Genomic DNA, 25859 nt, shown 5'->3' on the forward strand with positions numbered 1-25859 from the left:
CCCATTCTCGCCGAAGGGCAAGGTTTCATACGCGAAACCCAACCCCATTAAGGAGAGAAGAAAATGACCCAATTACATGCACAACCCTATGACCTATCAGCCACAGGATTTTACTTTGAAAGTGTTGAAGAATTTGACGCGAAGGCCAAAGCCAACCGCAACGATTACGGCCAGCTGGTCGAAGAGTATGAAATTCAGTTTATCGACGGCGAAGCCATAGACTGTGATTTGGCAAAGGCCATTGGCATCAACCAAGCAAATTTTGGCAACTTTTTGAAATGTGCCGATGCATGGGAGGCGCATGAAAAAGTAAACGTTATTATCGCGGTTGGGGAATGCGGGTATAATTTCGATCCCGACGAGAGCTCCGACCAGCTAGGTATTGATATCTATGCGGTCGATACTTTGCGCAAACTGGCCGAGCAGTTTGTTGATGAAGGTCTCTACGGCGAAATCCCTGAAAGCCTGCAGTACTATATCGATTTTGATGCCATCGCTCGGGATCTAAGCGTTGAATTTAGTGAAGCAACAGTAGCAGGAGGCCGCTATGTCTACGCCTGCCGTTAAACGTTCCGATCGCTATGTTGTGACCCGCGCCGCATGGCGCGGGATTGAAATCAATAATGCTTCTTAACGGCATGTCACAGAATCAACTGAGCATCGATGACGAATTTGAGGGAGTAGAAGTGGAAACTTCAGCAAGATTTCATCCAAAATTATTGAATGAATGCGGTTATCTGTTTTCATCTAAAGGCAGCTAAGTATTGACATATAATAGAAAATATCACACATTTTCATAAATATTTTATTAATTGGCCAGATTTATGATAAAGAAAACAATTTTCGCGACAGCCTTCCTTGCCAGCGTTTCGACAAACGCTTTAGGTCGGGATTATATTACTGTTGATAATCAGCAAGACCAAGCTGTGCAAACCTCCACTAATCAAGAAGAAGACCGCAAGGTCTGGAAAGCAAGATTTATACTAAGCATGACAAATGACCCAGACGGGTACGATGCGTTGACTGGTATATACCAAGAGCCTACTCAAAGAAGAAGGGAGATGTACATCAATTCTGAGCTGGAACGACAGCGGGCTAGGGAGGCTGCGCGCAGAACTCGGACGCAATACCTTGAGACGGCTTCCGAAATTGAAACACCATTACCTGGACCTGGCTTCAGGGCCACATATGCCGAGATATCCAAATTACAAAGCGCAGAAGACGAACTCTACAAAATCAATAGGCATGAGCAAAAACGAAAGTTACTTCTGTCACAGGAAATCGCAAGAAACCCAGAAGAGCTGGAGAGGGTTGCTGAGCGTTACAGTCAGCTAGAGTACAGCACTAGGCCGTTAACTAATGCCGAGCAAGCAGAGATGGCAATGCTCGATCATATCCGAAAAAATAGATTCGACTTGCCGCAGGGCCCCATGAACCGCGAGGAACTTATTCGGACGACCTCTATGCCGTCGGATGTCCTTGCATTGCTTGAAAGTAATGACCCTAATCCAGAGAAATTCACGCAGTACATCGAAAATAATAGTACGTTTAAGTTCAGTTATACCCAGACGAACAACGTGGTCGTTAATAAGGTGATTGAGGGAACAAAAGTACTACTAGACAGCGATGATGTCGACGACGAACGAAAGCAAGCGCTTGAGGCCTATAAGATGGTTTTAGAGGAGCAGAAGCGGCTTCGAGATTTGCAAGACCATAAGAATACTGTTTCTACGCTCAAAGATACGGAGTTTCTTCTGCGAGAGACCGGTCAACTACTATTCCCCAATGATCCTGGAGCGCAAAAAGCAGTCAAAGTCTTCTCTGCAGGAACGAAATTGTATGATGCTCTTGGGGGTATGGCAATTAGTGGCATTACAACAGGTGGTGTTGGTCTTTTCGTATCAGGTCTGAACATGCTTTCAACGCTAGGAAATTCAGGTCCAACAGCTGATGAGAAAATATTGGAGATGTTGGGTGAAATACAGGATTCGCTTCAGGAGTTAAGGCAAACCCAGCTAAGTCAAAGCGTTCAGCTTGATGAGTTGATCGAGAGCGTCATGGCATTGGAGGAAGGCAATCAAGCTAGGTTTGAAGAGCTCCGTGAAGTTATTTTGAAAAATAGTGAAAGACTTAATCAGACGCTGAGGGCGTCTTTTACGGATCTATCAATTGATCTAACAACCAGACCTTTGGACGGGATAATAGGTGCCATTCTACCTAACCACCCAGTTCACACTGGGCGCCTCAGATCAGAATATCTTGAATGCCTGCAGATCACTGCGAGTTGTACAGATGATGCGATGAAAAGAATTGGGGAAATAGTTGAACATGTATATCAGATCTATAATCTAGTAAGTGAGGACTTGCCATTAAAGCCGTTTCTCAGTGATAAAAGAGGAATTGGTGATTTTATTTCTAAGGCAGAAATCGATCACTTTACTCTTCAAACTGACGTTGACGATAGACTGGGTGTTATGTTGGAGAGCATGTTTGAGTGGTTGGAAGCTCAGTATAACTTACAGCTATCAGCGACCACTGAACTGGACCAATCTATCGAGCCGGGAACCTTGGGCCAGGATGTGGCTACACATGGGAAGCATTATGCAGCAACGGCCCACCGAGACAAAAATGGCGATATCATTCTGCCTGTCTTCAGTAGTGATAACATTAGTAGTGACAAGATTGCCAAAATTGTTTCTCCATCTTTGATTACGAGACGGCTAATTCCGGAGTATAAACGGGCTGTTGAGTTTCTTCCTTTGGAAGAAGGCTTGCATGGGCAAACTGGACATGTGCAGAATATGCAGTCCGTTGTAGATAACATAGAGGCGTTGTCTAAGAAGATGCGTTCCCAGTCTCCGTTGGCGGTGGCCATATTTTTCAGCAAGTTTGAGAAAATAATTGGTGAAGTAGAGTCACTGCAAGAGAGATATTCGTTCCCTCAAATTGGAGATGTTTCTGCGGACTTTTTTAATGGACCATCGTTGTCTCTGGAGAAAATTGCAGTTCTTTATGAAGATCACATTAGCTATATTCCTCAGCCTAATGCCATGGATCATGCCGTTTTCTCGCGACAGCCTGGCACAAATTATGCGGTATGGCTGGCTCAAAAAGACTATGACTATCATGAATTCTTGAGTAGAATTGGAGTTACAAGGTTTGTAATGAACTCTTCAGGATTCGCTCACTATGAATTAACGCCTGTAGCTCAGTCGATTTTTGAGAAAAAGATATCTTTAGGTGAAATTGGCTCTGCATCTTTAGATTCTCAGAAAATTGCTCCTCACTACATTACTCTCCCTAATCTCTCTGTAAATACTAATGACGTTCACAATTTGCCGTTACAAACAGTTGAGGAAAAAAGGGTTCTGATGCATCTTGCTTTGGCTTTTATTGAACAGAAAAGATCTCAGAACGTATTATCTCTTCTTGGAGAGTTAAGAGGGGAAGCGTTTCAGAAAGTGTTGTTGGATGCGGGTGTTGCCAAACTTACGCTGGATACTCTCGTTCAAGGAGGTTACGGCGAATGTGCTTTTACTGATGGGAGTTCAGCCCCTTACTCACTAAATATATTGAGATTTTCAGATATTATGTATGGCATTTTGGGTAGGGTAGATAGTTTCAAGGCAGAAGATGGTTACCTCGGCTTTATGGAGATTTCCAAATTAGAAGATCATGTGGCCAGTGAGTTTAATTACTACTTCCTGTCCTCCATGGCTCAGCTTGAATATAGTGGTAATGATCGAGAGTGTAGTCTTGGGTTAGGAAACACCGTCTTAGCAAACCAAATGTTGGAGGATGTAAGATTACTCGATCCAAACTACAAAATCCCAACGTTTGAAAATTAGAGACTATTCTGAATTTTCGCCGAAATTGATGCCCATTGAAAATTTGCAGTCACCTTTTACATCTTTTGTCTTAAGGGCCTGCGCGCAAAAGTTTCCTCAGTCATGTGGAAAAAGACCTGGCAAAAATCGCATTGCCAGTTTTACGGGGAAGGCCAGCCGCAAGGGTGCGCGTGTGCTTTCTGAAGTTAGAATGCCAGTCTCAACCAGAGCTGCAGTAATTCGGCGCGCGGCTCGGTCACTTTGGCCAGTTAAACTGGCAACCTCACCACGCGGCAATTCACCCTGATAAAGCACCGCGCGAAGCACGATGTCCGATTTAGGCGGCAAGACACCACCGCGTATTTCTTCCGCAGCCCACACCAAGATGCGATCCCTTAGTTTGTCAGGTTGCATCAGACCGCTCATGAAGTCGACTTGATCGATACAGACTTCCAAAAAAAATTCGGCGAAGGACGCCAGCGCTTGTTCGCTCAAAGTGCCGCGCCCGTCGCGATCACCACGGCGGGGGCCGTCGCATGCTTGCAAATGGGCCTTATAGGTAGTCTCGCGGCGGGCAAGGCCGCGCGCGATAGACCAAAGTCCTTGAGTTTCTAATGCGTTGCGCAGCATTGAATATGAAACCAGTCTTGCGACACGCCCATTTCCATCCAAAAACGGGTGAATCCAAAGCAAGCGATGATGGCCGCAGGCGGCACTCAAAATACGGGTAATTCGCCCAGCTGGTCGGTATGCGGAATGGAGCCTTTCAAGAAACCTTGGCACAGCGCCAGGACTTATTGCGACGTGATCGCCTACCTTAACGTCGCGGGTACGAAGTTCGCCTGGAACAACTGGCAGTCGCTCGCCTGTCTCAGGATTTTCAACGAAGAGAAGATCAGCAGGTAGGAGATCACAGAACCGCTTGTGAATTTCTATCACCGCATCTGGGGCAATGGCATCACCATCAAGCCCACCGTCATCAATCCACTTTTGCACGGTGATATGAGCGCGGGCTTCAAGTTGAAGATCGCGCTTCTTTCCGTCCGCGCTATAGTCGTTGTTCATTGCGCGCTCGATATCGACCGGATGGGTGTTGTGGCCTTCAATCAGGTTGCTGTAATAACAGTTCATCGCACGCACCAGATCAGACAGCGCCAAGGCGATTGGCTGAGGCAAAGACGCTGAAAACGCAGCCGATTTTTCAGCCAAAGACAATGCAAGGTCGTTCAACTGTGCGCGGTTGGGCATTCCTTCTGAGACCATCAACGGCTCAAAAAGGCCAAGTGTCTCGCCGTCATCTCTAATCGTCATTTTTGCCTCTAAATTGGCCGCTTTAATGGCCGGTTGAGAATGTGTAATTTATCTAACAATATCATACCTTAACGCAAAATGGAAACTTCAATATTGCCTTGTGTTTGGCCGCTTGCACGGCCAGTTTGTTTTGCCCGCGTTCAGTGTCATTTAGATGCTCTCCAAAGCGCCAAATCTAGCGCGACATCGACGGCCCACGGGGTCTTGTTCTTCGTGTGTTTGTGGGTGCTGGCAAGGCAATCTGACGCCTTGGCGCAATCTCAGGTGCAACATAGAACCCAGTCTCTTCCTTGTGCCGTGTCAGGGCAACATAGGTCAGGTTTTTATCCAGTGTGGTGCTGGATAGGACGAAGCTGCGGTCAACCGTACAACCTTGCGAACGGTGGATACTGACGGCAAAGCCGTGGTCGATGGATGGAAACTCCCTAGGCGAGAAGGCCAGCTTACGGCTCTGGCCACTCTCGTCAGGATCAAGATCAACGACTAACTGTCTATCTCCAATCTTTTTTACGGTTCCTAGCATGCCATTCCGCACACCCAACGTTGCGTCGTTGCGCGTGAACAAAATTCGGTCGTCTTCGGAAAATGCACGCGGGCCATGGTCGGTTTTGATCAAGATTTCAGCTGTTTCGTCGTCCTGTACTGAGCGAGCTGCTTTGATGGCTTGGTTGATCGCATGGACATCGACGCGACGATGAGCGAGAGCCAATCGCGATGTTGCATGCCCATTTATCCGCCAATCGGCCACATAACTGTCGACCAGTGCAGTAATTGCATGATCTATATCTTGCGCCTCATGAACCGCGCCGTGATCAGCATAGGTCTGCAAAGCGGCGCTCGCCTGACCACGCGCCAAGTCTTGCGAAGCCTTGCGTTGCCATTCTGATGTCTGCCTGCGGATTTCAGTGAGGAGGGCGGCACCAATATTTTCAGTGATGTCGCGAAACGGCGTACCTGCCTGAATAGGTTGCAGCTGATCAGGATCACCCACAAGAACCAGTTTGCAGCCACGGCTTCTCAACTGTTCTGCAACACGTGCCAATTGGCGGGTGCCAACCATTCCCGCTTCGTCAATCACAACCACATCACCACAGGCCACAGGTTCATAGCCGCTCTTCCAGCTGGCCTCTAACGAGGCCAGTGTGCGGGATGAAATGCCTGATGCAGATTGAAGGCTATCGGCGGCCTTTCCTGCCAGGGCAGCGCCATGGACGCGATAACCTTGGCGCTCCCAAGCCTCGCGGGCAACAGACAGTAACGTGCTTTTACCCGCGCCAGCTAGACCGACGATGCTACATAGTTGGTTGGGCGAAAGGATATGATGGATAGCCGTAATCTGTTCGTTGCTGAGTTCTGCTCCGATGCGCGCCTGCAATTTTGTGTTCTCACGCTTGATGGCGCGCTTAGTATTTGAGGGCTTAACTTGGAACCCGCCTGATCTGGCCATCTCGGCAGTGCAGATCGCAAGGCCTTGCTCTACCTCCAGAAAATCCTGCGTTGTAAATTCTTCACTTGTCCCACCATCGACACGGACCAGTTTTGACGAGGCTAAAACTTGATCAGACGCCAGGCGCAAATCTAACGGATCACTGATGTACTCTGACAAACCACGCAAAATATCAGTGCGGTTGAAACGTGCTTTTTTGTCGTTGATATGCGCGAGGATCAAATCAGGACGGGCGGCGAGTTGGTCGCGGGTGAATAATGCATCTTCACGCGGAAGCTGCAGAGGCTGACGCGGATCAAGGGAGTAGATTCGCGTAGGTTCAACTGAAAAAGCGCGATGGAGCTCTTGCTGCATTGCGAACTGAGCTTCACGGAATGCCCATTCCCGATCAAGATCACGGCGTTCTGCCAGATGACGATTGATAAGGCTTTGCATTTCAGCACGATCACGCGCTTGGCAGCCATTGGCCTTCGTGGCCAGCTCTTCGCATAGACGATGATACTGCCCGCTTAAACGCGCCCATGCGGCTTTGAGACCTGTTGGCAGTAAAGCTTGGCGTTCCAGTATTTCGTCGCGCCGCCGCTGTTCCTGAGAAGTTTGCAGAGCCAACCGGGCTTCACGCTGAACTGCCACCAGTTCGGTTCGCTTTCGTTCATGCGCATCTTGTTGGGCTTGTCGTTCTCGTTGAAAATTGGCTGACTGATCATCTGTGGGTGAAGGTTTGGCCGTAAGTTGGTCGATAGCCGTTTCAACGTCAGGCAGATCATCCCAATTGCCTAGGCGGTTGCGCAGGTCTTTCGCTTTTACCTCGCACCACCGGGACAGTGAATAGACTTCACCATCGACATCAACGGCAACAAAGCCGCGTCGATCACCCCGCGCGAGACAAAAGCCTTTGTCATGGAGTGCCGCAGCAAACGCGATGCGGGAATCTGACATCTCCCAGCATGTCTTAAACAGTTTCTTCAACTCGGCGGGGGAGCGTTTCGTTCGTTTTGCCTGCGAGGCCTCAGCGCCTGAGAAATTCGACGGATCACGATCTTCAGCGTGGCGTAGCCCCGCAGGCATATCCCAGTCATGTTCCAGATAGAGCTCGCGCGATATATCCATCAAACGCCGCTTGAAATGCGGCAGGTTGATTGCTCGCATCCGATCCACATCAATACGTGACCAGACGCAGTGAGCATGGCGACGGCCATGCTTTTCATGAAATACAACGGCGCGAGGCTGGCCAGTCAGTCCAAGTCGACGCTCGATTTCAGCAATGGCACGCTCAAATTCATCTATTGAAACGGTTGCCGAGGTAGGCGGATTGAGGCTCAGAGAGAACAGATATTGCTGGCATTTGGTGCCAAGCGATATTGCTTCTGTCTCCCTGAATGCGTCGATCAGATCATCAGATAGAAAGCCACGCAGTTCGTGAACAACAGCGTGTTCATTATCGTCAACATTCAGCAAATGCAGTGCCAGTTCACGACCGTTAGCGCGTTGGTTACCTTTCAGGATCATGCTCGCATTCCAAGCGCTTTCAGCAGTGTATGGCGCAGAAAAAGAACATGCTCATAGGCTTCGGTAATCTCTTCCTCAGTCCGGGCCTCGACAGCGAGCGATCCGATGTTGGCGTGATAGGCAAGCTGATTGAGATTGTTTGCGATGCGCGATTGGCCCAGCAGCCCGAGTATTTGCGCCAATGCCTGCTTGTCGACGACGGAAGCCGTCGAGCGTGGTTTTCGGCGTGGCAGGGCCTCACCTAGCGCCTTCGCCCGAATGAAGGTGCTGAGTGCCATACCGTCTGCCATGGCCATAAGGCGTTCATGATCTTCCACAGATAGCCGTAAAGTAACGCGCGGGCAGTCGCGGGTGGTTTTATGTCGAGGTCGTTCGGAGCGCTTTGATGCGTCTTGATCTGAAGCATGGTGAAAGTGTTCGCGGGCAATATTCATAGCGATGGCCCCCGCGTACGGACAGGGCGTGGTGCTTCAACAGGTTCAGGAGGTTCTTTGTTCGATGCCGCGTTTTCAAACTCACGGAGTTTGTGGATAACCTCTGGCTGATGCTTGAGATACGCGCCCCATTCCTCTAATTCTTCAAGGATCGAAGGCAGCTGTTCGGGTTCTAGGTTCGTCCTCTCAACTGCACCAATTTTTCGACGCTAATTCCTGATATATCAGTCGCTTAACGTAATCGCGTCAGGCGTGGTCCACACTTTGACCATTAGTTGATGCCAAGATTTACAATCCCCTGATAGGCTCTTCCTGTGGAGCAATAATTGTCCAATGGAATCCGGCCAGCCTGTTTCCATTCGGTAAGGACAGTATCCACCTCATGAGGCTTCAGGGTCCCTATTGATATCGCAATCCATCCGTTTTTACTTCGGAACGCTTTCAAAAAGCGACGGTCAGAGACGTTTGCAAAAACGTAATTGCGCGCCTCAATCACCGTTGGTCTCGACGCGACTATCAGCGCACACTCACCGGGACGGATGTAGTCGGACACACCGGCTGGCACATTTATTGTCTTTTCGGTAACCGCAATTTTGCTATTCTCAACGCCAATGATAAGGGACTGAAAGTTGCCCTTTTCATCGTACCAGCGAATGCCTGTTGGACTGGACACAGGTCTGCGACAGTCAAAATGGTTATTATTATCAAGCTTAAAACAAACGTTACCATCAGAAACGATGTAGCGACCGGCAGAACGCTGTCCGCTCGTAAACTCGAATACAGTTGTGCCGTCCAAGTTCAACGCTGCGAACCATCTTTTGCCACTGGATACCAATTCACCGGTCACAACTTTCCCCCGCCATGTCTCTGGATCTGCGAGGTCGACCCGGGGTGTCGGCGTTTGGGGGGCTGTGGCTGGTTCTTTTTCATTGGCAAGAAAACCGAACTGGCGCTTTTCCTGGGATGAAAGTGTGTACATATTTTCGGGTGGTGTTCTCAACATCAAGCCGATCAGCTCCGTAGGGGCGTCAAATTCGTTCAAGGCTTCGATTATTTCTGCCAATGCAAATTGGCCATCTACCAGATTACCGTCACCATCTGATCCGCTGATCTGATGCACGCCGAGTTCGCCCCAGGCCAATCTTGCTGTTCCCGCAAGAAAAATAAACGCGCAGGCGGACATGCACTGACTGTCCGTTCCGATAACAGTAGTGAGGCCTAAGCCCCTAACTCTGTTGGCGATTGAAAGTGCGCTGTGAACCCCGCCTCCCGGGCTGTCTAGAACCAAGGCCGAGACGTTGGGTACTTCACTGAGCGTTTTCTCGAAAGCTAACGGCGTTCGAAAATCAATCCTGCCCACAATTGCGATTATGCCCTCTTGTCGATCGAGCACCACGACAGGAAAGTTCGGATGTTCAGCGGTTTGTGACATCGCAAAGGTCGCGGATAATGACAGGGCAATTGCACCAAGTGCCAAGATGATATTTCTCATTCGCTTTGGTCCTACAACAACGCATCAACATCTCAGAACCAACGCAGCGAAACTGCTGCGCGGTTGCAGAGGAGAAGATGCTGCAATGTTGGCTTTTCAAAGACCTCTAATTGAAAGTGATATGGCAAGTCCGTTAGCAGAGATTGTAACTGCATGGTCGGGTTCAGGTTACCCAATAAGATTGACGATATGGCGTTTGACGCCCCCCTTGGCTTCGCACATCGCAGTTATTGGAAGGCTGTCGGGTGACTTCAATCGAACAAAATCGGTAAGCCGCGCTCGTTCAGAAAGAATTGGATCTAGCGCCGGAGCATAAAACCGTCAAAGAATTCCGCGATCCCTGGCGCATCTGACAGCGGCCGCACATCGGCGACAAATTGATCCGGTCGCAGGATCAGAACCGCGCCGCGCTGTCGGTCAATGCCGCGCAGATCGAATATGTCGGCACCCTCGCGCGGATCGGCACAGAACACTTTTTCATAGTCAATCAACCCAAAGCGCCCTTTGTGCGGCAGCAACGCATCGGGCAATTCATCCAGCCGCATGTCGCGATGAGGTCTTTGAAACACGGCGCGCAGGTCGATCACGGCGTCGACGTCGGCAGCTTGCGGCGTATAGCGCAGGATGGGACTGGAGGGATCGGTGGCCAGATGGTCGCAGAGTTGCGCGATGGCGCTCCCCGTTTGCCCCGTATCGCCCGCACCACCAAAGGCCAACAGCCGCCAGCGTCCGTCCGCACGCAGCACGTGACCCAGTTGCATTTGCTTGCCGTCGCCCAAGCGCACAACAGGGGCGGAGTGGAACCGCATCCCGATCCTTTGCCCCGTCGCTAACGCCTGATGGGTGTCCTTTCCGACAATCACAGAGGGGTCGTAGCGCGTTTCGACACCCGCCGTGTACCGCCCGTGTTTCTTGAAATAGCTCTGGAATTGTGCGGCCTCTTCGGCGTTCTTGGGTTTGGCGCTAAACAGCCGCGCCATATCGCGGTCGAATTCGATCAGCTCTTTCGCCTTTGCCTGACGTTCCAGCGAATAGCTGTGCAACAGCGCAGGAGACGACTGACCGCGCAGCACTGCCGCCAGTTTCCAACCCAGATTAAAGGTATCGGCCATCGACACATTCATACCCTGACCGGCCTTGGGGCTGTGGGTGTGGCAGGCGTCACCGGCAATGAAAATGCGCGGCGTTTTGTGATCGCGCAGATCGTCGGGCACATCGTCAAAGACGTCACACACCCGCTGACCGATTTCATAGGCAGACCACCACGCCACCTCTTTCACGTCGAGTGTGTAGGGGGCCAGAATGGCGCGGGCCTTGGCGATCAGCATGTCAGAGGTCACCTCGCGGTCCGCTGCGCGTTCATCGCCCTGCAATGCGTCCAGCTCAATGTACATGCGCACCAGATAACCGCCCTCGCGCGGGATGATCAGGATACTGCCGTGTTGCGCGGACTGGATCGCGCATTTCAGTCTGATATCCGGGAAATCGGTTACAGCGAGAACGTCGATCACTCCCCAAAGCTGGCGGGCGGCTTCGCCTTTCAACTCCTGCCCGAGGGCGCGACGCACCCCGCTGCGGGCCCCGTCACATCCCACGACATAGCGGGCACGGACGGTTTCTGTTTTATCGTTTTTATCCAGACATTTAAGCGTCGCAGTAACCGGATATGCGTCGCCGTCAACGGTGTTCAAATCGATCAGTTCGCGATTGTATTGCGGTGCCATCCGGTGTGGAGAGTCGCGCATAACCTCAAGATAAAAATCATGAATCCGCGCCTGGCTTAGAATCACATGGGGCATTTCGGACAGGTCGTCCTCCACATCCTGGATGCGCTCGGCGCGGTGCAGGACGTCGCCGTCCGGTCGGGGGCGCCAGAAAGCGACCTCGTTCACCCAATAGGCTTCCTTCAGCACCTTTTCAGCAAAGCCGAAGGCCTGAAACATCTCGATCGAACGACAGGCGATGCCGTCTGCCTGCCCAACCTCCAGCGGCCCCGATTTACGTTCAACGATGCGGGTGGAAATTTCGGGAAACGCGGCTAGCTGCGCCGCAAGGGTCAATCCCGCAGGACCGCACCCGACAATCAGAACATCGACCGCATCCTGAACGTAACCCTGCGGTTGGACAGAGGGATCGCCCGTGCGAAAGCCGTTAAGATGATATTGCATGGTGTTACCCGATCCTCGGGATGTGGGCGGTTCGTTTCATGATATATCCTCTTCCAATGCTGGACAGGAACATCCGCATTGCTTCAATGACCGTCTCAACTATCGACGGATCCATCACGCTTCGCATTAACTCATTATATCTTATAACTATTTTTTGGCCTTGGCAATTTGGGCTCCCTCTACAATTGATGCCGCTGCCGTGTCGTGCCGTTTTCGAAACATTTCGTCAGGCAGCGATCCTGCCCTCCAGATGGTAGAGCTTTGTTAATATCCGTTTGCTAGGTCGTTGCAGATAAGATGGCAGGCGAAAGGGCGTGTGATGAGTGATGTCTTGGATAGTCTTTTTTCCAACATTGAGGCGTTTGGTTATCGGTGTTTGCATGACAGCGATCACACCCTTCAGGTTATTGAAGGGGGGGTAAAAGAATTGCTGGGCTATGACGCTGCGGATTTGATCGGCAACCGTCTGCATGCTTTCGGCGATCTTGCCCATCCCGAAGACAAGCAGCGCCTGTTCGAAGCGGTTGATCTTGCCGTAGAAAAGCGCGGGCCATGGGACCTTGCATACAGATTGTTGCATGAAGACGGGTCGTATGTGTGGGTGCGCGAACGGGGGGCCGCGGTGTTTGAAAAGGGTACATTGACCCATCTTCAGGGATTGATCGTCAGCGCGACCGAAGAAATGTCACTGCGTACGGAGTTGGAAACCATCCTTCAGCAAAGCCGCGAGTCCAATTCGGAGATCATTGGCCTGACCGGCAAGATCACCGGTTCGATCCGCCAGCTGACCATGTTGTCAATCAACGCCAGAATCGAAGCTGCCCGCAGCGGTGATGCAGGGCGCGGGTTTGCCGTGGTCGCGGAGGAGATGAAAAAGCTGGCAGACCAGAATGCCGAATGGGCTTATGTGATATCTGAAAAGGTGAGCCACGTGCAAAAGCACGGACAATAGCGTGCCGATGGTAGAGCAGGCTGGGCGGGACCAACCCTGTTCTTCCGCCTGGTCACCTTTCCGCAAGCGCGGCTAGGCTTTGTTTCTTCAGGGGCACCTTATCGCGTTCAATATCCCATCGCTGCGCCGTCTTTGCGCGGGTCGGATCCCCCAGCATATCCGCGCGGTCCCAACCGATGAATAAGTTGCGCACCGCCAAAGCCAAAAGCGTTGTCCGGTGCTTCAAGCGAAATTACATGCCCCATGCGGCGCAACACGTCGAGTGTTGTATCCGGTATGGTGGTCTCACAGGCCACGCCCAAGCCTTCGGTCACCCGCCAGCGCGGCGCATCTGCGGCCATCTGGACATCTTGGCCCCACAATTGCGTGCGCAATACCATTTGCACATGCCCTTGTGCCTGCATTGGGCCGCCCATTACGCCAAAGCTCATGAGCGGTTGGTCGCCCTGCATCAAAAAGCCCGGAATGATTGTCTGAAACGGACGTTTGCTCCCGTCGACGATGTTCTGGTGTTTCGGGTCAAGCGAAAACCCCGCGCCGCGATTTTGCAGCGCCACGCCGGTGCCCGGCACCACAACACCGGAACCGAATCCGGCATAGTTGGACTGGATAAAGGACACCATCATGCCGGAAGCATCCGCCGCGCTTAGGTAAACCGTGCCGCCGTTTTTGGGCGCACCGGCACCGAAATCCTGTGCTTTGCTCGGATCAATCAGCCGCGCACGGGCGGCAAGATAGTCGTCGTCAAGCAAATCGTCCGCGCTGACACCCGTCATCGCGGCGGGATCGGCGACATAGGTTTCGGCGTCGCGCAAGGCAAGTTTCATCGCCTCGATCTGTAGGTGCAGGGCGGCGGGGTCATCGGCAGCCAGATCACGAATGTTGGTTTGGCCAAGGATACCAAGCCCCATCAAGGCGGCGATTCCCTGACCGTTCGGCGGAATTTCATGCAAGGTCACACCGTCGAACTGTTTGCTGATGGTGCCGCACCAGTCGGGTTGATGGCGCGCCAAGTCCTCAAGGCTAAGCGCGGCCCCGTGTTTGGCGGCGAAATCTGCGATTTCTTCTGCAATCTCCCCTTCGTAAAAGGCGCGCCCCTTGGTCTGCGCGATCAGGCGCAGGGTGCGGGCATGGCCGGGGCTGGCGAAATACTCACCTGCCTGCGGCGCGCGGCCTTGTGGCATGAAGGTTTCAGCAAAACCGGGTTGATCCCCCAGATCAAGCGCTGCGCGTTGCCACAAGGCGGCAATAATCGGGGTGACGGGAAAGCCATCGGTGGCATAGCGGATCGCGGGGGCGAATAATGTCTCAAAAGGAAGTTTGCCAAACCGGTCTGACAAAGCCACCCAAGAAGATACCGCGCCGGGCACAGTTACCGATTCCCATCCGCGAAACGGCATTTCGTCAAGACCTGCAAACCGTGCGGCATTCCACGCCGCGGGTGCCCGGCCGGAAGCGTTCAGCCCGTGAAGTTCACTCCCGTCCCACAGGATCGCGAAAGCGTCCGATCCGATGCCGTTGCCGGTAGGTTCCAACACCGTCAGCGCGATCGCTGTTGCCAAGGCGGCATCTACCGCATTGCCAGCCTGTGCCAGCATCGACAAACCGGCCTGCGCGGCAAGCGGGTGCGAGGTCACGACCATATTGTCAGCCAATACCGCAGAGCGGCGCGAGGGGTAGTCGTGATTAGAACGCAGATGCATCAGGCGGCTTTCTTGAACAGGACAGATTTGCCCGATCATAGCGCCCGTCGGCAGTACAGCGCCAGCCGGATCCGGATAAAGGGCGCTTTATGACACCCGCGAATACCCCGCATGTGCTGGGTTGGAGGCGTCAAAGAAATGCGCCAGGCGGCGTACCAAAGGGCGCGCTTGCGGGCTCAGGCTCAGGCGGTCCTGTGTTTCCACGATCATCCCGTCACATTCGCGTCGCAACGCGTCAACTGCGGGCTTGATGCGCGCACGGTCTACGTCATTCATGTTCAGTTCTTTGAAATCAATGGCGAAATCACACATTAGCATCTCAATGATGCGCCCCCTTAACCGGTCTTCCGACGTCAGGCGATAGCCACGCACACCCGCCAATTCGCCGGAGTTGATTTGCCGTGTATAATCGCCGGTCTGTGCTGCATTCTGCACAAACCCTTCCTTGAACCTCGAGATCGAGGAGGCCCCAAGCCCCAGCAACGTGTCACAGCCATCCACGGTATACCCCTGAAAATTCCGGCGCAGCGTGCCATCGCGCGCAGCGCGCGCCATGCTGTCGTCGGGGCGGGCGAAATGGTCAATCCCGATGGCCTCCATTCCGTCGGCGCATAGCAATTCAGTCGCTTTGTTAAACAGGGTGAAACGGGCGCGATCACCGGGCAGGGACGCTTCGGGGATCAGGCTTTGGCGTTTTGCCATATGGGGCACATGGGCATAACCGAACAAAGCCACACGGTCCGGCCGCAGGGTGTTAACCTGATGCAATGTCTGGGCAAATCCTTCGGTCGATTGGAACGGCAGGCCATAGACCAGATCAACGTTCAGCGAGGCCACCTGCGCAGCGCGCAGCATTTCGACCGCCTCAAGCGTTTGTTCATAGCTTTGCAGCCGGCCAATACACTTTTGCACAAGCGGGGCAAAATCCTGCACCCCGATACTGGCGCGCGTCATCCCTGCGTCTTTCAAGGCTGCAATCTTGTCAGCGTCCACCAGGGTTGGGTCAATCTCGACGGAAAACGTAGTGTCCGTGTCTAAAACGAAGACCTCGCCCAGCATGTCGGATACCTCGCGGATCAGTGCTGGCGGCAAGATTGTCGGCGTGCCACCGCCCCAATGCATCTGCTTTACGCGCAGTTTGCGCGGTTGGTGGGTCGCGATCAACGCCAGTTCACGTCGCAAGGTTTCCAGATAGGCCTGCACCGGCGTCAAGCTGCGCACGCCCTGGGTGCGACAGGCGCAGAACCAGCACAGACGTTCGCAAAACGGGATATGCAGATACAGCGAGATTGGCGCGTTCGGGTCAAGCGCAGCAAGCGCTTCGGCTTGAAACGCATGGCCGATGTCGGCCGAAAAAGCGGGCGCAGGGGGGTAGCTGGTGTAACGGGGCAGGCGTTCGTCAAACAATCCGCGTGCCTTGAGGGTATCAAAATTCATCATATCACGATCCTGAGGGATGATCGGTTTCCGGTCTTTGATCGACATCAACTGGTGGTGTTTCGTCGTCCAAAAGAATGCGCCATGCAGCCCCGTCCAGATCGTCATATTGATCCGAACGCAGGCTCCATAAGAAGGCAAGCAACCCCAACCCGCCAAGGGTCAGCGACACCGGAATGAGGATCGCGAGAATGTTCATGATTTAGCTCCACGCGTAACCCGCATCGCGTTCAACAAGACGGTGATGGACGAACTCGACATCGCAATCGCGGCCAGCAAAGGTGTCACAAATCCGGCAACTGCCAGCGGAATGACGATCGCGTTATATCCCGCAGCAATGGCGAAGTTTTCGAGGATCCGGCGTTTGGCGCTGCGCGATGTGTGGATCAGATCGGGCAGGGGCGACAGGCTGCGCCCCAGCAGCACCACATCAGACGCCGCGCGCGCCGCATCTGCCGCTGCCGCAGGTGCGACAGAGGCGTAGGCACTGGCCAAGGCACCGGTGTCGTTCAACCCGTCGCCGACCATCAGGACCTTGCGCCCCTGCGCGGCCAGCGCATCAAGGTAAGCGACCTTGTCTGCCGGGCTTTGTTCGCCCTGAAATCGTGTGATCCCTAAGGCGTTTGCGACGGCTTGGGTCGCAGCAGGGGTGTCGCCCGAAATCAGGTGAATGTCAGTGCCTTTCGCTTGCAGCGTTTCAACCACCTCCACCGCGCCGTCCCGTAGGCTGGCGGTAAGGGTCAGGTGGACGGGCGCAGATTGCGCAATACACAGCCATGCGCCGGGGGCTTGGGTCGGCGTTGCTTGTGTGAATGTCGCGGAGCCCAGCAGAACCTCCTGACCTCCAAAGTTTGCGCGTAACCCATTGCCCGCAATTTCAACAATGTCGGTGAGCGGGGCGGGTGTTATGGCGGCTTTGTCCAACCCGATGGCGAGCGCCTGTGCGACCGGATGGGTCGAGTTTTGCGCAAGGGCAAGCGCCACAGATTTTGCCGTGTCATCCAGCGTTTCCAGCGCGGCGACCTCAAGCTGGCCTTCGGTCAGCGTGCCGGTTTTATCAAAGACCACCACGTCGGTTTCGGCAATACGTTCAAGAGCAGTACCGTTTTTCACCAGCAATCCTGCGCGAAACAGCTTGCCCGCCGCCGCGGTCGATACCGCCGGTACAGCCAGACCCAAAGCGCAGGGGCAGGTGATGATCAGTGTTGCAATGGCGATGTTCAGCGAAAACCGTGCATCACCTGTGGCAAAGAACCATCCGGCAAAAGCGGCGAAAGACAACAGATGCACAACAGGCGCATAGACCTGCGCGGCACGATCTGCCAGCGCGGTGTAGCGGTTGCGCGCGGATTCAGCGGCGTCGATCATGGTGACCATACGGCGCAGACTGGTGTCAGCACCTACCGCAGTGGCCCGCAGAACCAATGGGCCGCTCAGGTTTAACTCACCGGCGTTGACCGCACTGCCGGGTGTGGCAGCGACCGGCAGGCTTTCACCGGTCAGGATTGCGCGGTCCAGCGTGCTTTGCCCGTCGATCACCGTACCGTCAACGGGCGCGCGGGCACCGGCCAGGACGACGATGTGATCGCCGATCTGCGCCTCGCTCAATTTCACAGTCTCGCGGCCTTGCGGCGTTTCGCGTATCACCCGCGGGACTTCCAAGGCGGCCAGTTCGCGGGCTGCAGAACGCGCGGTGCTGCGGCATCGGTGATCCAGATAACGGCCGCACAGCAGGAAGAAAGTCAGCGACAAGGCCGCGTCGAAATAGGCCTCATGCCCACCGGCGGCTGTTTCAAAGAGTGACATGCCGGAGGCAAGGATCAAGGCCAGTGAAATCGGCACATCCATGTTCAACCGTCCGACCCGCAGGGCCGTCCACGCGTTGCGGAAAAACGGTTGCGCCGCGAAAAGAACGGCGGGCAGGGAGATCGCCGCGGACAGCCAGTGGAACAAGGTACGCGTCGCGTCGCCCGCGCCGGACCAGATCGCCACAGACATCAACATCACGTTCATCATCGCGAAACCGGCAATCGCGATGCGCAACAACAAGGCACGCCCCTGAACATCGCGCGTATCGCCCAAGGCGTCACGATCCAGCAGCCGCGCCTCGATCCCCAGATCGGTCAGCAGCTCAATCAGCGCTTCCGGTGGCGTCAGCGGGGAATGGGTGATTTCCACTTGCTTGCGGTTAAGATTCACACGGGCAGCGTAAACATCATCGCGCGCAAGCAGCCCGCGCTCGACCGTGGCGATACATCCAGCGCAATGAATCGCGGGCAAGGACAGGTGCAGTGTTTCGCCCGCACGATCGGAACTGGTCGCTCCGCGCGCGGCAGGCAGGGCCACACACCCCGGACAAGCCGCAAAACCGGGGTTTTCGGCAAGGCTCATGACGCGGGCTCATCTACGTGCAACGGAATGCGGCGGCGGAACGGGGTGCCGTCAGCGGCCTCCAGCTCAAGCCAGAGTGTCCAATACCCCTCTTGCACGGGGGCAGGAGCGGTCAGGGCGGTTCCGTTCCATGTGAATTGCGGCACCATATCTTCGGCAACATGTGTGGCACGGCCCAGCGTGGCCTTGATCACTTTGGGGTGCACAGCAACGCCGGCGCGATCCGTGATGGCCAAGGTCAGCGCCCCGTCCCGCAGGCCGGTGTCCAGCGTCCAGCCCAGCCCGTCCTGTGCGGCGCGATCCGCGTCAAAGCTCTGGCTCGCGATATAGGAGTTTTTGGTGACCAAGCCGGGAAAGGTATTCACGGCCTGAAAGGCAAGCGTCAGATTGACGGTGATGATCACGCTGAAACAGCCAACGAATATTGCGAAGACATGCCAGCCGGTGAGGGTACGTTGCATGTTACTCTTCCTTTCCGTTAAAAATGGTCGCCGCGCTGGTGCGGGTCTGGGTGCTCAGGTCTTCGACCCAAAGGCGCAGATCGGTTCGATCCGTTGACGCCGCCGGATCATTGCGCCGCGCAGTAACATAAACGCGTTGCAACAGGGTCTGGTTGGCGGGCACCAGAACGCTAAGTGTTTCAGTGCCTTCCAGCGCGATCCGCAGGGTGTCGTCAGAGGTGAGCGACAGGTGGAACAGCCGGTCATCGCCGGATTTGTTGCGCAGGCGCACGTCATAGATGTTGCGGATCGACCCGTCGCTTTGCATCACATAGGTCGGGTTGCGCACGGGGGATACGGTCAATTCGATATCCGAACGGACGAACAGGGCGAACACTAGACCGGCCCCGATAGCGGACCACAACGCGGTGTAAAGGATCGTACGCGGTTTCAGCACATGACGCCAGATCGGGCGGGGTTTCCATGTGGCGCGTTCAGGTGAGTCCGGCGCCGGTGGCACGTCCTCAAGTGCAAGATAATCAATCAAACCGCGCGGTTTGCCAATTTTATCCATGATATCGTCACAGGCGTCGATGCAAAGGGCGCAGGTGATACACTCCATCTGCTGCCCGTCGCGGATGTCTATGCCCATCGGGCAGACGTTGACGCAGGCCATGCAGTCGATGCAATCGCCGGTGCCCTGGTCCGCTTCTGGCAAGTTGGCGTAATCATAAACGGTCGCGGCCTGTGCGGCGGCGGTGGCTTTGGCCCCTTTGCGGTTCTTGCCGCGTGGTTCGCCGCGCCATTCGCGATAGCCTACGGTCAGCGTGCCTTCGTCCATCATTGCAGCTTGGATGCGCGGCCAAGGGCACATGTAAATGCAAACCTGTTCGCGCATGAAGCCGCCAAATATAAAGGTTGTCGCGGTTAGGATCGCGATGGAGATATAGGCGACAGGCGGGGCTGACAGGTTGACCAGATTAACCGCCAGCGTGGGGGCGTCGGTATAATAAAACACCCATGCGCCGCCGGTGGCGACGGAAATGGCCAGCCAGATCAGCCATTTGGACACCCGAAGGCGCAATTTTTTAAGGTTCCATTTGGATTTGTGCAGCCGCAATTGCGCGTTGCGGTCGCCTTCGACCCAGCGCTCGACCAGCAAAAACAAATCGGTCCATACGGTTTGAGGGCAGGCATAGCCGCACCAGACGCGACCCAGCGCCGAGGTAAACAGAAACAGCCCCAGCCCCGCCATGATCAAAAGGCCTGCGACAAAGTAGAATTCGTGCGGCCAGATTTCGATCCAGAAGAAGAAAAAGCGCCGGTGTTCAAGATCGGCGAGCACCGCCTGGTTCGGCAGATTGGGACCGCGATCCCAGCGCACCCAAGGCAGCAGATAATAGATGCCCAGCGTCAGCCCCATAATCCACCATTTGAAGCTGCGGAAAAAACCGGTGACGCGGCGCGGAAAAATCGGTTCGCGCGCGGCATAAAGGGAGGGGGGAGTATCAGCCATCACAGGCTCCTGTTTGAGGTCGCCCGTCGGATATGCAGGCCGGGGCGGTCAGCGGCTTTGATCTGGGTCAACCAAAAGTGCTTTTTTGGCGAAGGGCACCGCAAAAAGTGCCCTTGCCGTTTTCGTCGGGTATGACCCCTAGTTGCTGGGCGTATCGGCCTCGCCACCACCCAGTTGATAAACATAGGCGGCGACGGCTTGCACCTGTGCCTCCGTCAGGCGGGTGCCCCATGGCGGCATGACGCCAAAGCGCGAATAGGTGATGGTCTGTGTCAGGCTCTCGCGGTCGCCCCCGTATAGCCAGATGGCATCGGTCAGGTTGGGCGCACCCTGTTCGCGGTCCCCCATGCCGGTGTCCCCGTGACAGGCCGAACAATTGTCGGCAAACAGCGGTTCACCTGTACCGGCGAGCGCCGCGTCGTGTTCCTCCCCCGCCAATTGGCGGACATATTCGACAAGTGCCGGAATTTCGCCGTCTTCCAGCAGCTCGCCAAAGGCGGGCATTTCGGAATAGCGTGCATCTTCGTCGGCCTCGTTACGGATGCCGTGGCGCACGGTATAGGCGATGGAGGCATGATCACCGCCCCAAAGCCAGTCATCATCCAAGAGGTTGGGATAGCCTTTCGCACCGGCAGCACCGGAACCGTGGCACTGCGAACAATTGTTGCGAAAGACGGCCGCCCCCGAGGAAACCGCGTAGCGGTTCAACTCGACATTGTCGGCCAATGTGCTCAGGTCGGCGCTGGCCAGCTGCGCATCCCGCGCGGCACTTGCCTCGCGGAAGGTGTCAATGTCGCGGGCCACTTCGCCACGGGTGGAAAAGCCCAGCAATCCCGGCGTCGCTTTGGTCAGCATTGGCCAAGCCGGATAGGCAATCACATAGCCGATGCCCCAGATGATGGTCAGGTACAGGCACCACAGCCACCAGCGCGGCAGCGGGTTGTTCAGTTCTTCGATGCCGTCCCAAACGTGGCCGGTGGTTTCGGTGCCGGTCAGTTCATCGACGGGTTTCTTGTCGGTTGGGTCGCTCATGACGGGTCTCCGTTCTTGAGGCTATCGGGCGATTGTTCGTTGCGAAACGGAATATTGGCCGTATCGGCGTGGGTGGCTTTGCTGCCCGGGCGAAAGGCCCAGAGGATGACCCCTAGAAAGAAGAGGGTCATTGCCAGCAACATCCAGCTGTCGGCGAACTGGCGCATCCATGAATAGGTTTCCATATCCGTGCCTCCTAGCGGCTTGCGTCGGGTGTGAAGGTCGAGAAATCGACCAGCGTACCCAGCATTTGCAGATAAGCGATCATCGCATCCATTTCGGTCAGTTCCGGCTGGCCGTCAAAGTTGCTGACATTCGCCGTTTCGCCATAGCGTTCGATCAACCCGTCATAGTCGCTGTCGGGATCGGCCTGCGCCCTGAAATCGGCGCGGGCGTTTTCGACCATCTCGTCTGTGTAGGGCACACCAACGGCGCGGTGTGTTTTGACCAGATCCTCGATATGTGCGTCCTCGATTCTGGTACGGGCGAGAAAGGCGTATTTCGGCATGATCGATTCCGGCACTACGGATTGCGGATCGGACAGGTGATCCACATGCCATGTGTTGGAATAGCGCCCGCCAACCCGCGCGACGTCGGGACCGGTGCGTTTTGACCCCCACTGATGCGGGTGGTCATACATGCTTTCGGCTGCCAGCGAGTAGTGACCGTAACGGTCAACCTCGTCGCGCATCGGACGGATCATCTGGGAATGGCAGACATAGCAGCCCTCGCGCACATAGATTTCGCGACCCGTCAGTTCCAGCGGGGTGTAGGGGCGCATCCCGTCTACGTCCTCGATCGTGTTTTCGAGGTAGAAGAGGGGCGCGATTTCCACAATCCCGCCAATCGAGACGACGACCAGTGACAGAACCATCAGCAAGGTTGCCGAACGTTCGATCATCGCGTGTTTTGCAAGGAAGCCCTTTTGCGGGGGTGTTTTTTCAGTATCAGACATTTGTTTTTCCTTACTCGGCCGGCACACCGACGGGGGCGACAACGCGCGCTCCGCCACGGATTGTCATCCACAGGTTCCAGACCATGATCAGCGAACCGGACAGATACATGACCCCGCCCAAGCCGCGCACGATGTACATCGGGAATTTGGCGGCCACGGTGTCGGCAAAGGAGTTCACGAGGAAGCCCTGGCTGTCGACTTCACGCCACATCAAACCTTCCATGATGCCGGTGACCCACATGCTTGCGGCATAAAGTACGATGCCGATGGTCGCGAGCCAGAAGTGCCAGTTGATTGCAGACATGGAGTACATTTGCGCACGCCCCCAAAGTTTAGGTGTCAGGAAGTACAAAGCGGCAAAGGTAATCATGCCGTTCCAGCCCAAGACGCCGGAGTGTACGTGGCCGATGGTCCAGTCAGTGTAGTGTGACAGAGAGTTCACCGCGCGGATCGACATCATCGGACCTTCAAAGGTCGACATGCCGTAGAACGCGAGTGAGATCACCATCATGCGGATAATCGGATCGGTACGCAGCTTGTCCCATGCGCCGTTCAGCGTCATCAGACCGTTGATCATACCCCCCCATGAAGGCATCCACAGGATGATGGAGAACACCATGCCAAGGGTCGCCGCCCAATCGGGCAGGGCGGTATAGTGCAAGTGGTGCGGACCCGCCCAGATGTACAGAAAGATCAGCGCCCAGAAGTGGATGATCGACAGTTTGTAGCTGAACACAGGACGCTCGGCTTGCTTTGGCACGAAATAGTACATCATGCCAAGGAAGCCCGCAGTCAGGAAGAAGCCCACGGCGTTGTGACCATACCACCACTGCGTCATGGCGTCTTGCACACCGGAGAACAGCTGGATCGAGTTGGACCCCCAGATCGAGACCGGCAGGGACAGGTTGTTCACCAGATGCAGCATGGCAACGGTGACGATGAACGCCAGAAAGAACCAGTTCGCCACATAGATATGCTTTTCGCGCCGGTTGATCAGCGTGCCCATATAGATCGCAAGATAGGAAACCCAGATGATGGTCAGCCAGATGTCGATATACCATTCGGGTTCGGCATATTCTTTTGACTGGGTCGACCCCAGGACATAGCCGGTTGCGGCCAGCACGATGAAAAGCTGATAGCCCCAGAACACGAACCACCGCAGGTTGCCGCCCCAAAGGCGCGTCCCGCAGGTGCGTTGCACAATATAAAACGACGACATGATCAACGCGTTGCCACCAAAGGCAAAAATCACCGCTGACGTATGAAGGGGACGAAGTCGTCCGAAGTTCGCATAGGGTTGCGCCCACTCAAAATTCAGCGCCGGAAAGGCGAGCTGGAACGCGATGAACGTGCCTGCAAGGAACCCAACAACACCCCAAAAGGCGGTTGCGATCACACCGGCGCGGATCACGTCATCCATATACCCGTTGGTGTCGGTCTGCGGGCGTGGTTCTTCGTCAGTGTTACGCAACACCCAGATGAACATACCCGCAGAAATGACCATAATCAGGAACGCATGCACCTGATAAGCCAGATCGCGGCCCCAACTGGCGGCAATTGCGGCAAAAAGCGTAATCCCCGCCAGCAGGATCAGCTTGAAATAGTCAGACGTCATAGTTGTGCCCCTTCTTTCACCCTTGGCCACATTCACAAGCCAGAGCGTTCATTCCTATGAGGCCTTGTCCCAAAGTCGCGCGGAGCAATCTTTGATCTGAGTCAATCAAGCAGCTTAATTTACTTGGTCGAGGTCAAGGAGGGTGCTGGAAAACCACCGTATTCTGTCGTTAGAGTTGAAACAGGAGGACACCTTATGTCTATTCAGACTGTCACCACGATTCTCACGGAAAGCGATCAGGCTGCATCACAGCTACAGGCCGCAATCGGCACGGCGCGGGCGTTGGATGCGCATTTGCATGTGCTCGCCCTTGCGACAGGGTTTGATCAGATGGCGATGATGGGCGCGGCACTTGATCCAGTGCCGGTCAGGCTTGGGGTAGAGGACAGCATTGCGCGGGCCAAGGCGCTGGGCGATCAGGCCAATGCGCGCCTGAAGGACGAAGACATCCGCTGGAACGTGGAAACCGTTGTCGGCACCGGGGCCAGCGATGCGACGGAAATCATCCGCCATACGCGGTTCAGCGATCTGGTGGTGCAGCACCGAAGCGAGACGCATGGTGGCACCAGCCAGTTGGCTGAAGCCGTTCTGTTCGATGCAGGCGTTCCGTTGCTGTTGTTGCCGCAAGACATGCAAATGGTGGCACCGCCCGATAAAATTCTGTTGTCGTGGGACGAAAGCCCGACCGCGTTGCGTGCCGTGCGACAAGCGCTGCCGTTACTGGCCAAAGCGTCCTATGTGCATGTGGTTATGGTCGATCCGCCCAAAGACGCGCCGGACCGTTCGGACCCCGGCGGGGCCTTCGCGCAATATCTGTCGCGACAGGGGATCAAATGTGAACTTTCCGTTTGCAACCAGATCGGTGGTAGCATTGCGAGCACGTTGGACCGGCGCGCAACCGAATTGGACTGCGGCATGATCGTGATGGGCGCATACGGTCATTCTCGTCTGCGTCAGGCGATTTTTGGCGGCACGACCCGCAGCATCCTTTCAGATGCAACCTTGCCGGTGTTTATGGCGCACTAACCGGTCGGGCAAAGAGTTTTCGAAAGAACGGGAGATCTTTCGAAAAAAGGGGACGGGGCGCTTCGGGGAGGGGCTGCCCCGTCTTATGTGAGACTGTCCTATGCGCCCCCGTCTTGGGCAATGGCGAACGGCACCGCATAGGTCGGCACCGGCACCTTGAAGCGTTCCTATCGGTTCGGTTAGAACCAACTTAGGCAGATCAAAAGGGTGCTTGCGATGGGTTGGCCGGCAGTGTCATTGGTGTGTGTCGTCCTGAACATCGCACCGGTATTGGCCATGGTCCAACAACCGGATGCGCAGACCCTCACATGGCCCGAACGCAAATGTGTGCTATACCAGCGGGCGTGGGACGCGGCTTTGCAATCTGTGGGTCAAAGTGGCGTCAGTCAGACATTCTTGGCACAGAATGATGTTTTCATTGCCAAAGGATGCACCGAACGCACCCCCGTTTGCCCCCGCAGCCCTGCCGAGTTCGAGATGGCCAATTTGCTGACGGTGATGACGATGAACGAAGGCATGGCCAGCACATTCGTCCCGTTTACATGCCCTTAAGACATCTGCAGCGGGTATCATTTGCCTACCCAAAGACCCTGAATTGAGCGAA

20 protein-coding genes are annotated in these 25859 nt (G+C 55.0%); 5 read left to right on the forward strand and 15 right to left on the reverse strand.

From position 1 onward, the window contains the following. The first annotated feature begins 63 nt into the window (after positions 1-63). Both Z947_RS0110855 and Z947_RS0110860 read left to right on the forward strand, forming a co-directional pair. Positions 64-567 (forward strand): antirestriction protein ArdA, encoded by a 504-nt coding sequence (locus Z947_RS0110855; RefSeq protein ID WP_025044333.1) that lies wholly within the window; start codon positions 64-66, stop codon positions 565-567. A gap of 257 nt (positions 568-824) precedes the next feature. Next, the gene (locus Z947_RS0110860) at positions 825-3848 is read left to right on the forward strand and encodes a hypothetical protein (protein ID WP_025044334.1); all 3024 of its coding nucleotides are present in this window, start codon (positions 825-827) and stop codon (positions 3846-3848) included. A gap of 96 nt (positions 3849-3944) precedes the next feature. Here Z947_RS0110860 and Z947_RS0110865 read toward each other — a convergent pair whose 3' ends face one another. From Z947_RS0110865 to Z947_RS0110885, 5 genes are all read right to left on the reverse strand, one after another. Beyond that, entirely contained in the window at positions 3945-5138 is a 1194-nt protein-coding gene (locus tag Z947_RS0110865; protein WP_025044335.1) for a Fic family protein, read from the reverse strand. Between the two features lie 175 nt (positions 5139-5313). Continuing rightward, positions 5314-8094 (reverse strand): AAA family ATPase, encoded by a 2781-nt coding sequence (locus tag Z947_RS21525; protein ID WP_025044336.1) that lies wholly within the window; start codon positions 8092-8094, stop codon positions 5314-5316. Further along, positions 8091-8528, reverse strand: coding sequence for a MobC domain-containing protein (locus Z947_RS0110875; protein ID WP_156026647.1), 438 nt, complete (start codon positions 8526-8528; stop codon positions 8091-8093). The genes Z947_RS21525 and Z947_RS0110875 overlap by 4 nt, the downstream gene beginning before the upstream one ends. 271 nt (positions 8529-8799) lie before the next feature. Beyond that, positions 8800-10020 carry a COG3904 family protein gene (locus Z947_RS21530; protein WP_156026648.1) on the reverse strand — a complete coding sequence of 407 codons (1221 nt, stop codon included), beginning with the start codon at positions 10018-10020 and terminating at the stop codon, positions 8800-8802. A 299-nt stretch (positions 10021-10319) separates the two neighbouring features. Beyond that, positions 10320-12188 carry an FAD-dependent monooxygenase gene (locus tag Z947_RS0110885; RefSeq protein WP_025044339.1) on the reverse strand — a complete coding sequence of 623 codons (1869 nt, stop codon included), beginning with the start codon at positions 12186-12188 and terminating at the stop codon, positions 10320-10322. Between the two features lie 319 nt (positions 12189-12507). Here Z947_RS0110885 and Z947_RS22505 point away from each other — a divergent pair, with 319 nt between their 5' ends. Continuing rightward, positions 12508-13140, forward strand: coding sequence for a methyl-accepting chemotaxis protein (locus tag Z947_RS22505; RefSeq protein WP_025044340.1), 633 nt, complete (start codon positions 12508-12510; stop codon positions 13138-13140). A 107-nt stretch (positions 13141-13247) separates the two neighbouring features. On the opposite strand, the gene Z947_RS0110895 is transcribed toward Z947_RS22505, so the two are convergent. The 10 genes from Z947_RS0110895 to ccoN form a co-directional block, all read right to left on the reverse strand. Beyond that, a complete protein-coding gene (locus Z947_RS0110895) occupies positions 13248-14843 on the reverse strand; it encodes a gamma-glutamyltransferase family protein (protein WP_025044341.1) in 1596 nt (531 codons plus the stop codon). 87 nt (positions 14844-14930) lie between these two features. After that, positions 14931-16283, reverse strand: a complete 1353-nt coding sequence (gene hemN, locus Z947_RS0110900) for an oxygen-independent coproporphyrinogen III oxidase (protein WP_025044342.1) — start codon at positions 16281-16283, stop codon at positions 14931-14933. Between the two features lies 1 nt (position 16284). Further along, positions 16285-16479, reverse strand: a complete 195-nt coding sequence (gene ccoS, locus Z947_RS0110905) for a cbb3-type cytochrome oxidase assembly protein CcoS (protein WP_025044343.1) — start codon at positions 16477-16479, stop codon at positions 16285-16287. Further along, complete coding sequence (locus Z947_RS0110910; RefSeq protein ID WP_025044344.1) at positions 16476-18671, reverse strand: heavy metal translocating P-type ATPase; 2196 nt, start codon at positions 18669-18671, stop codon at positions 16476-16478. Before Z947_RS0110910 ends, ccoS begins: the two co-directional genes overlap by 4 nt. Further along, the gene (locus Z947_RS0110915) at positions 18668-19132 is read right to left on the reverse strand and encodes a FixH family protein (protein ID WP_025044345.1); all 465 of its coding nucleotides are present in this window, start codon (positions 19130-19132) and stop codon (positions 18668-18670) included. Before Z947_RS0110915 ends, Z947_RS0110910 begins: the two co-directional genes overlap by 4 nt. A gap of 1 nt (position 19133) precedes the next feature. Next, a complete protein-coding gene (ccoG, locus tag Z947_RS0110920; RefSeq protein ID WP_025044346.1) occupies positions 19134-20627 on the reverse strand; it encodes a cytochrome c oxidase accessory protein CcoG in 1494 nt (497 codons plus the stop codon). A gap of 138 nt (positions 20628-20765) precedes the next feature. Next, a complete protein-coding gene (gene ccoP, locus Z947_RS0110925; RefSeq protein ID WP_025044347.1) occupies positions 20766-21659 on the reverse strand; it encodes a cytochrome-c oxidase, cbb3-type subunit III in 894 nt (297 codons plus the stop codon). Continuing rightward, complete coding sequence (locus Z947_RS0110930) at positions 21656-21844, reverse strand: CcoQ/FixQ family Cbb3-type cytochrome c oxidase assembly chaperone (protein ID WP_025044348.1); 189 nt, start codon at positions 21842-21844, stop codon at positions 21656-21658. Before Z947_RS0110930 ends, ccoP begins: the two co-directional genes overlap by 4 nt. 11 nt (positions 21845-21855) lie before the next feature. Further along, complete coding sequence (gene ccoO / locus Z947_RS0110935; protein WP_025044349.1) at positions 21856-22614, reverse strand: cytochrome-c oxidase, cbb3-type subunit II; 759 nt, start codon at positions 22612-22614, stop codon at positions 21856-21858. A 10-nt stretch (positions 22615-22624) separates the two neighbouring features. Beyond that, on the reverse strand, positions 22625-24229 hold the full coding sequence (ccoN, locus tag Z947_RS0110940; protein WP_025044350.1) for a cytochrome-c oxidase, cbb3-type subunit I: 1605 nt from the start codon (positions 24227-24229) through the stop codon (positions 22625-22627). Positions 24230-24424: 195 nt separating this feature from the next. Here ccoN and Z947_RS0110945 point away from each other — a divergent pair, with 195 nt between their 5' ends. Together Z947_RS0110945 and Z947_RS0110950 are read left to right on the forward strand one after the other, a co-directional pair. Then, positions 24425-25255, forward strand: a complete 831-nt coding sequence (locus tag Z947_RS0110945; RefSeq protein WP_025044351.1) for a universal stress protein — start codon at positions 24425-24427, stop codon at positions 25253-25255. Positions 25256-25471: 216 nt separating this feature from the next. Further along, positions 25472-25807, forward strand: coding sequence for a hypothetical protein (locus Z947_RS0110950; RefSeq protein ID WP_025044352.1), 336 nt, complete (start codon positions 25472-25474; stop codon positions 25805-25807). The last annotated feature ends 52 nt before the right edge of the window (positions 25808-25859 follow it).

The sequence above is a fragment of the Sulfitobacter geojensis genome (genome assembly GCF_000622325.1).
Classification (GTDB): Bacteria; Pseudomonadota; Alphaproteobacteria; order Rhodobacterales; family Rhodobacteraceae; genus Sulfitobacter; species Sulfitobacter geojensis.

Coding starts and splice junctions, on each gene's coding strand:
- Z947_RS0110855 (WP_025044333.1), top strand. CDS start 64: ATGACCCAATTACATGCACAACCCTATGACCTATCAGCCACAGGATTT.
- Z947_RS0110860 (WP_025044334.1), top strand. CDS start 825: ATGATAAAGAAAACAATTTTCGCGACAGCCTTCCTTGCCAGCGTTTCG.
- Z947_RS0110865 (WP_025044335.1), bottom strand. CDS start 5,138: ATGACGATTAGAGATGACGGCGAGACACTTGGCCTTTTTGAGCCGTTG.
- Z947_RS21525 (WP_025044336.1), bottom strand. CDS start 8,094: ATGATCCTGAAAGGTAACCAACGCGCTAACGGTCGTGAACTGGCACTG.
- Z947_RS0110875 (WP_156026647.1), bottom strand. CDS start 8,528: ATGAATATTGCCCGCGAACACTTTCACCATGCTTCAGATCAAGACGCA.
- Z947_RS21530 (WP_156026648.1), bottom strand. CDS start 10,020: ATGAGAAATATCATCTTGGCACTTGGTGCAATTGCCCTGTCATTATCC.
- Z947_RS0110885 (WP_025044339.1), bottom strand. CDS start 12,188: ATGCAATATCATCTTAACGGCTTTCGCACGGGCGATCCCTCTGTCCAA.
- Z947_RS22505 (WP_025044340.1), top strand. CDS start 12,508: ATGAGTGATGTCTTGGATAGTCTTTTTTCCAACATTGAGGCGTTTGGT.
- Z947_RS0110895 (WP_025044341.1), bottom strand. CDS start 14,843: ATGCATCTGCGTTCTAATCACGACTACCCCTCGCGCCGCTCTGCGGTA.
- hemN (WP_025044342.1), bottom strand. CDS start 16,283: ATGATGAATTTTGATACCCTCAAGGCACGCGGATTGTTTGACGAACGC.
- ccoS (WP_025044343.1), bottom strand. CDS start 16,479: ATGAACATTCTCGCGATCCTCATTCCGGTGTCGCTGACCCTTGGCGGG.
- Z947_RS0110910 (WP_025044344.1), bottom strand. CDS start 18,671: ATGAGCCTTGCCGAAAACCCCGGTTTTGCGGCTTGTCCGGGGTGTGTG.
- Z947_RS0110915 (WP_025044345.1), bottom strand. CDS start 19,132: ATGCAACGTACCCTCACCGGCTGGCATGTCTTCGCAATATTCGTTGGC.
- ccoG (WP_025044346.1), bottom strand. CDS start 20,627: ATGGCTGATACTCCCCCCTCCCTTTATGCCGCGCGCGAACCGATTTTT.
- ccoP (WP_025044347.1), bottom strand. CDS start 21,659: ATGAGCGACCCAACCGACAAGAAACCCGTCGATGAACTGACCGGCACC.
- Z947_RS0110930 (WP_025044348.1), bottom strand. CDS start 21,844: ATGGAAACCTATTCATGGATGCGCCAGTTCGCCGACAGCTGGATGTTG.
- ccoO (WP_025044349.1), bottom strand. CDS start 22,614: ATGTCTGATACTGAAAAAACACCCCCGCAAAAGGGCTTCCTTGCAAAA.
- ccoN (WP_025044350.1), bottom strand. CDS start 24,229: ATGACGTCTGACTATTTCAAGCTGATCCTGCTGGCGGGGATTACGCTT.
- Z947_RS0110945 (WP_025044351.1), top strand. CDS start 24,425: ATGTCTATTCAGACTGTCACCACGATTCTCACGGAAAGCGATCAGGCT.
- Z947_RS0110950 (WP_025044352.1), top strand. CDS start 25,472: ATGGGTTGGCCGGCAGTGTCATTGGTGTGTGTCGTCCTGAACATCGCA.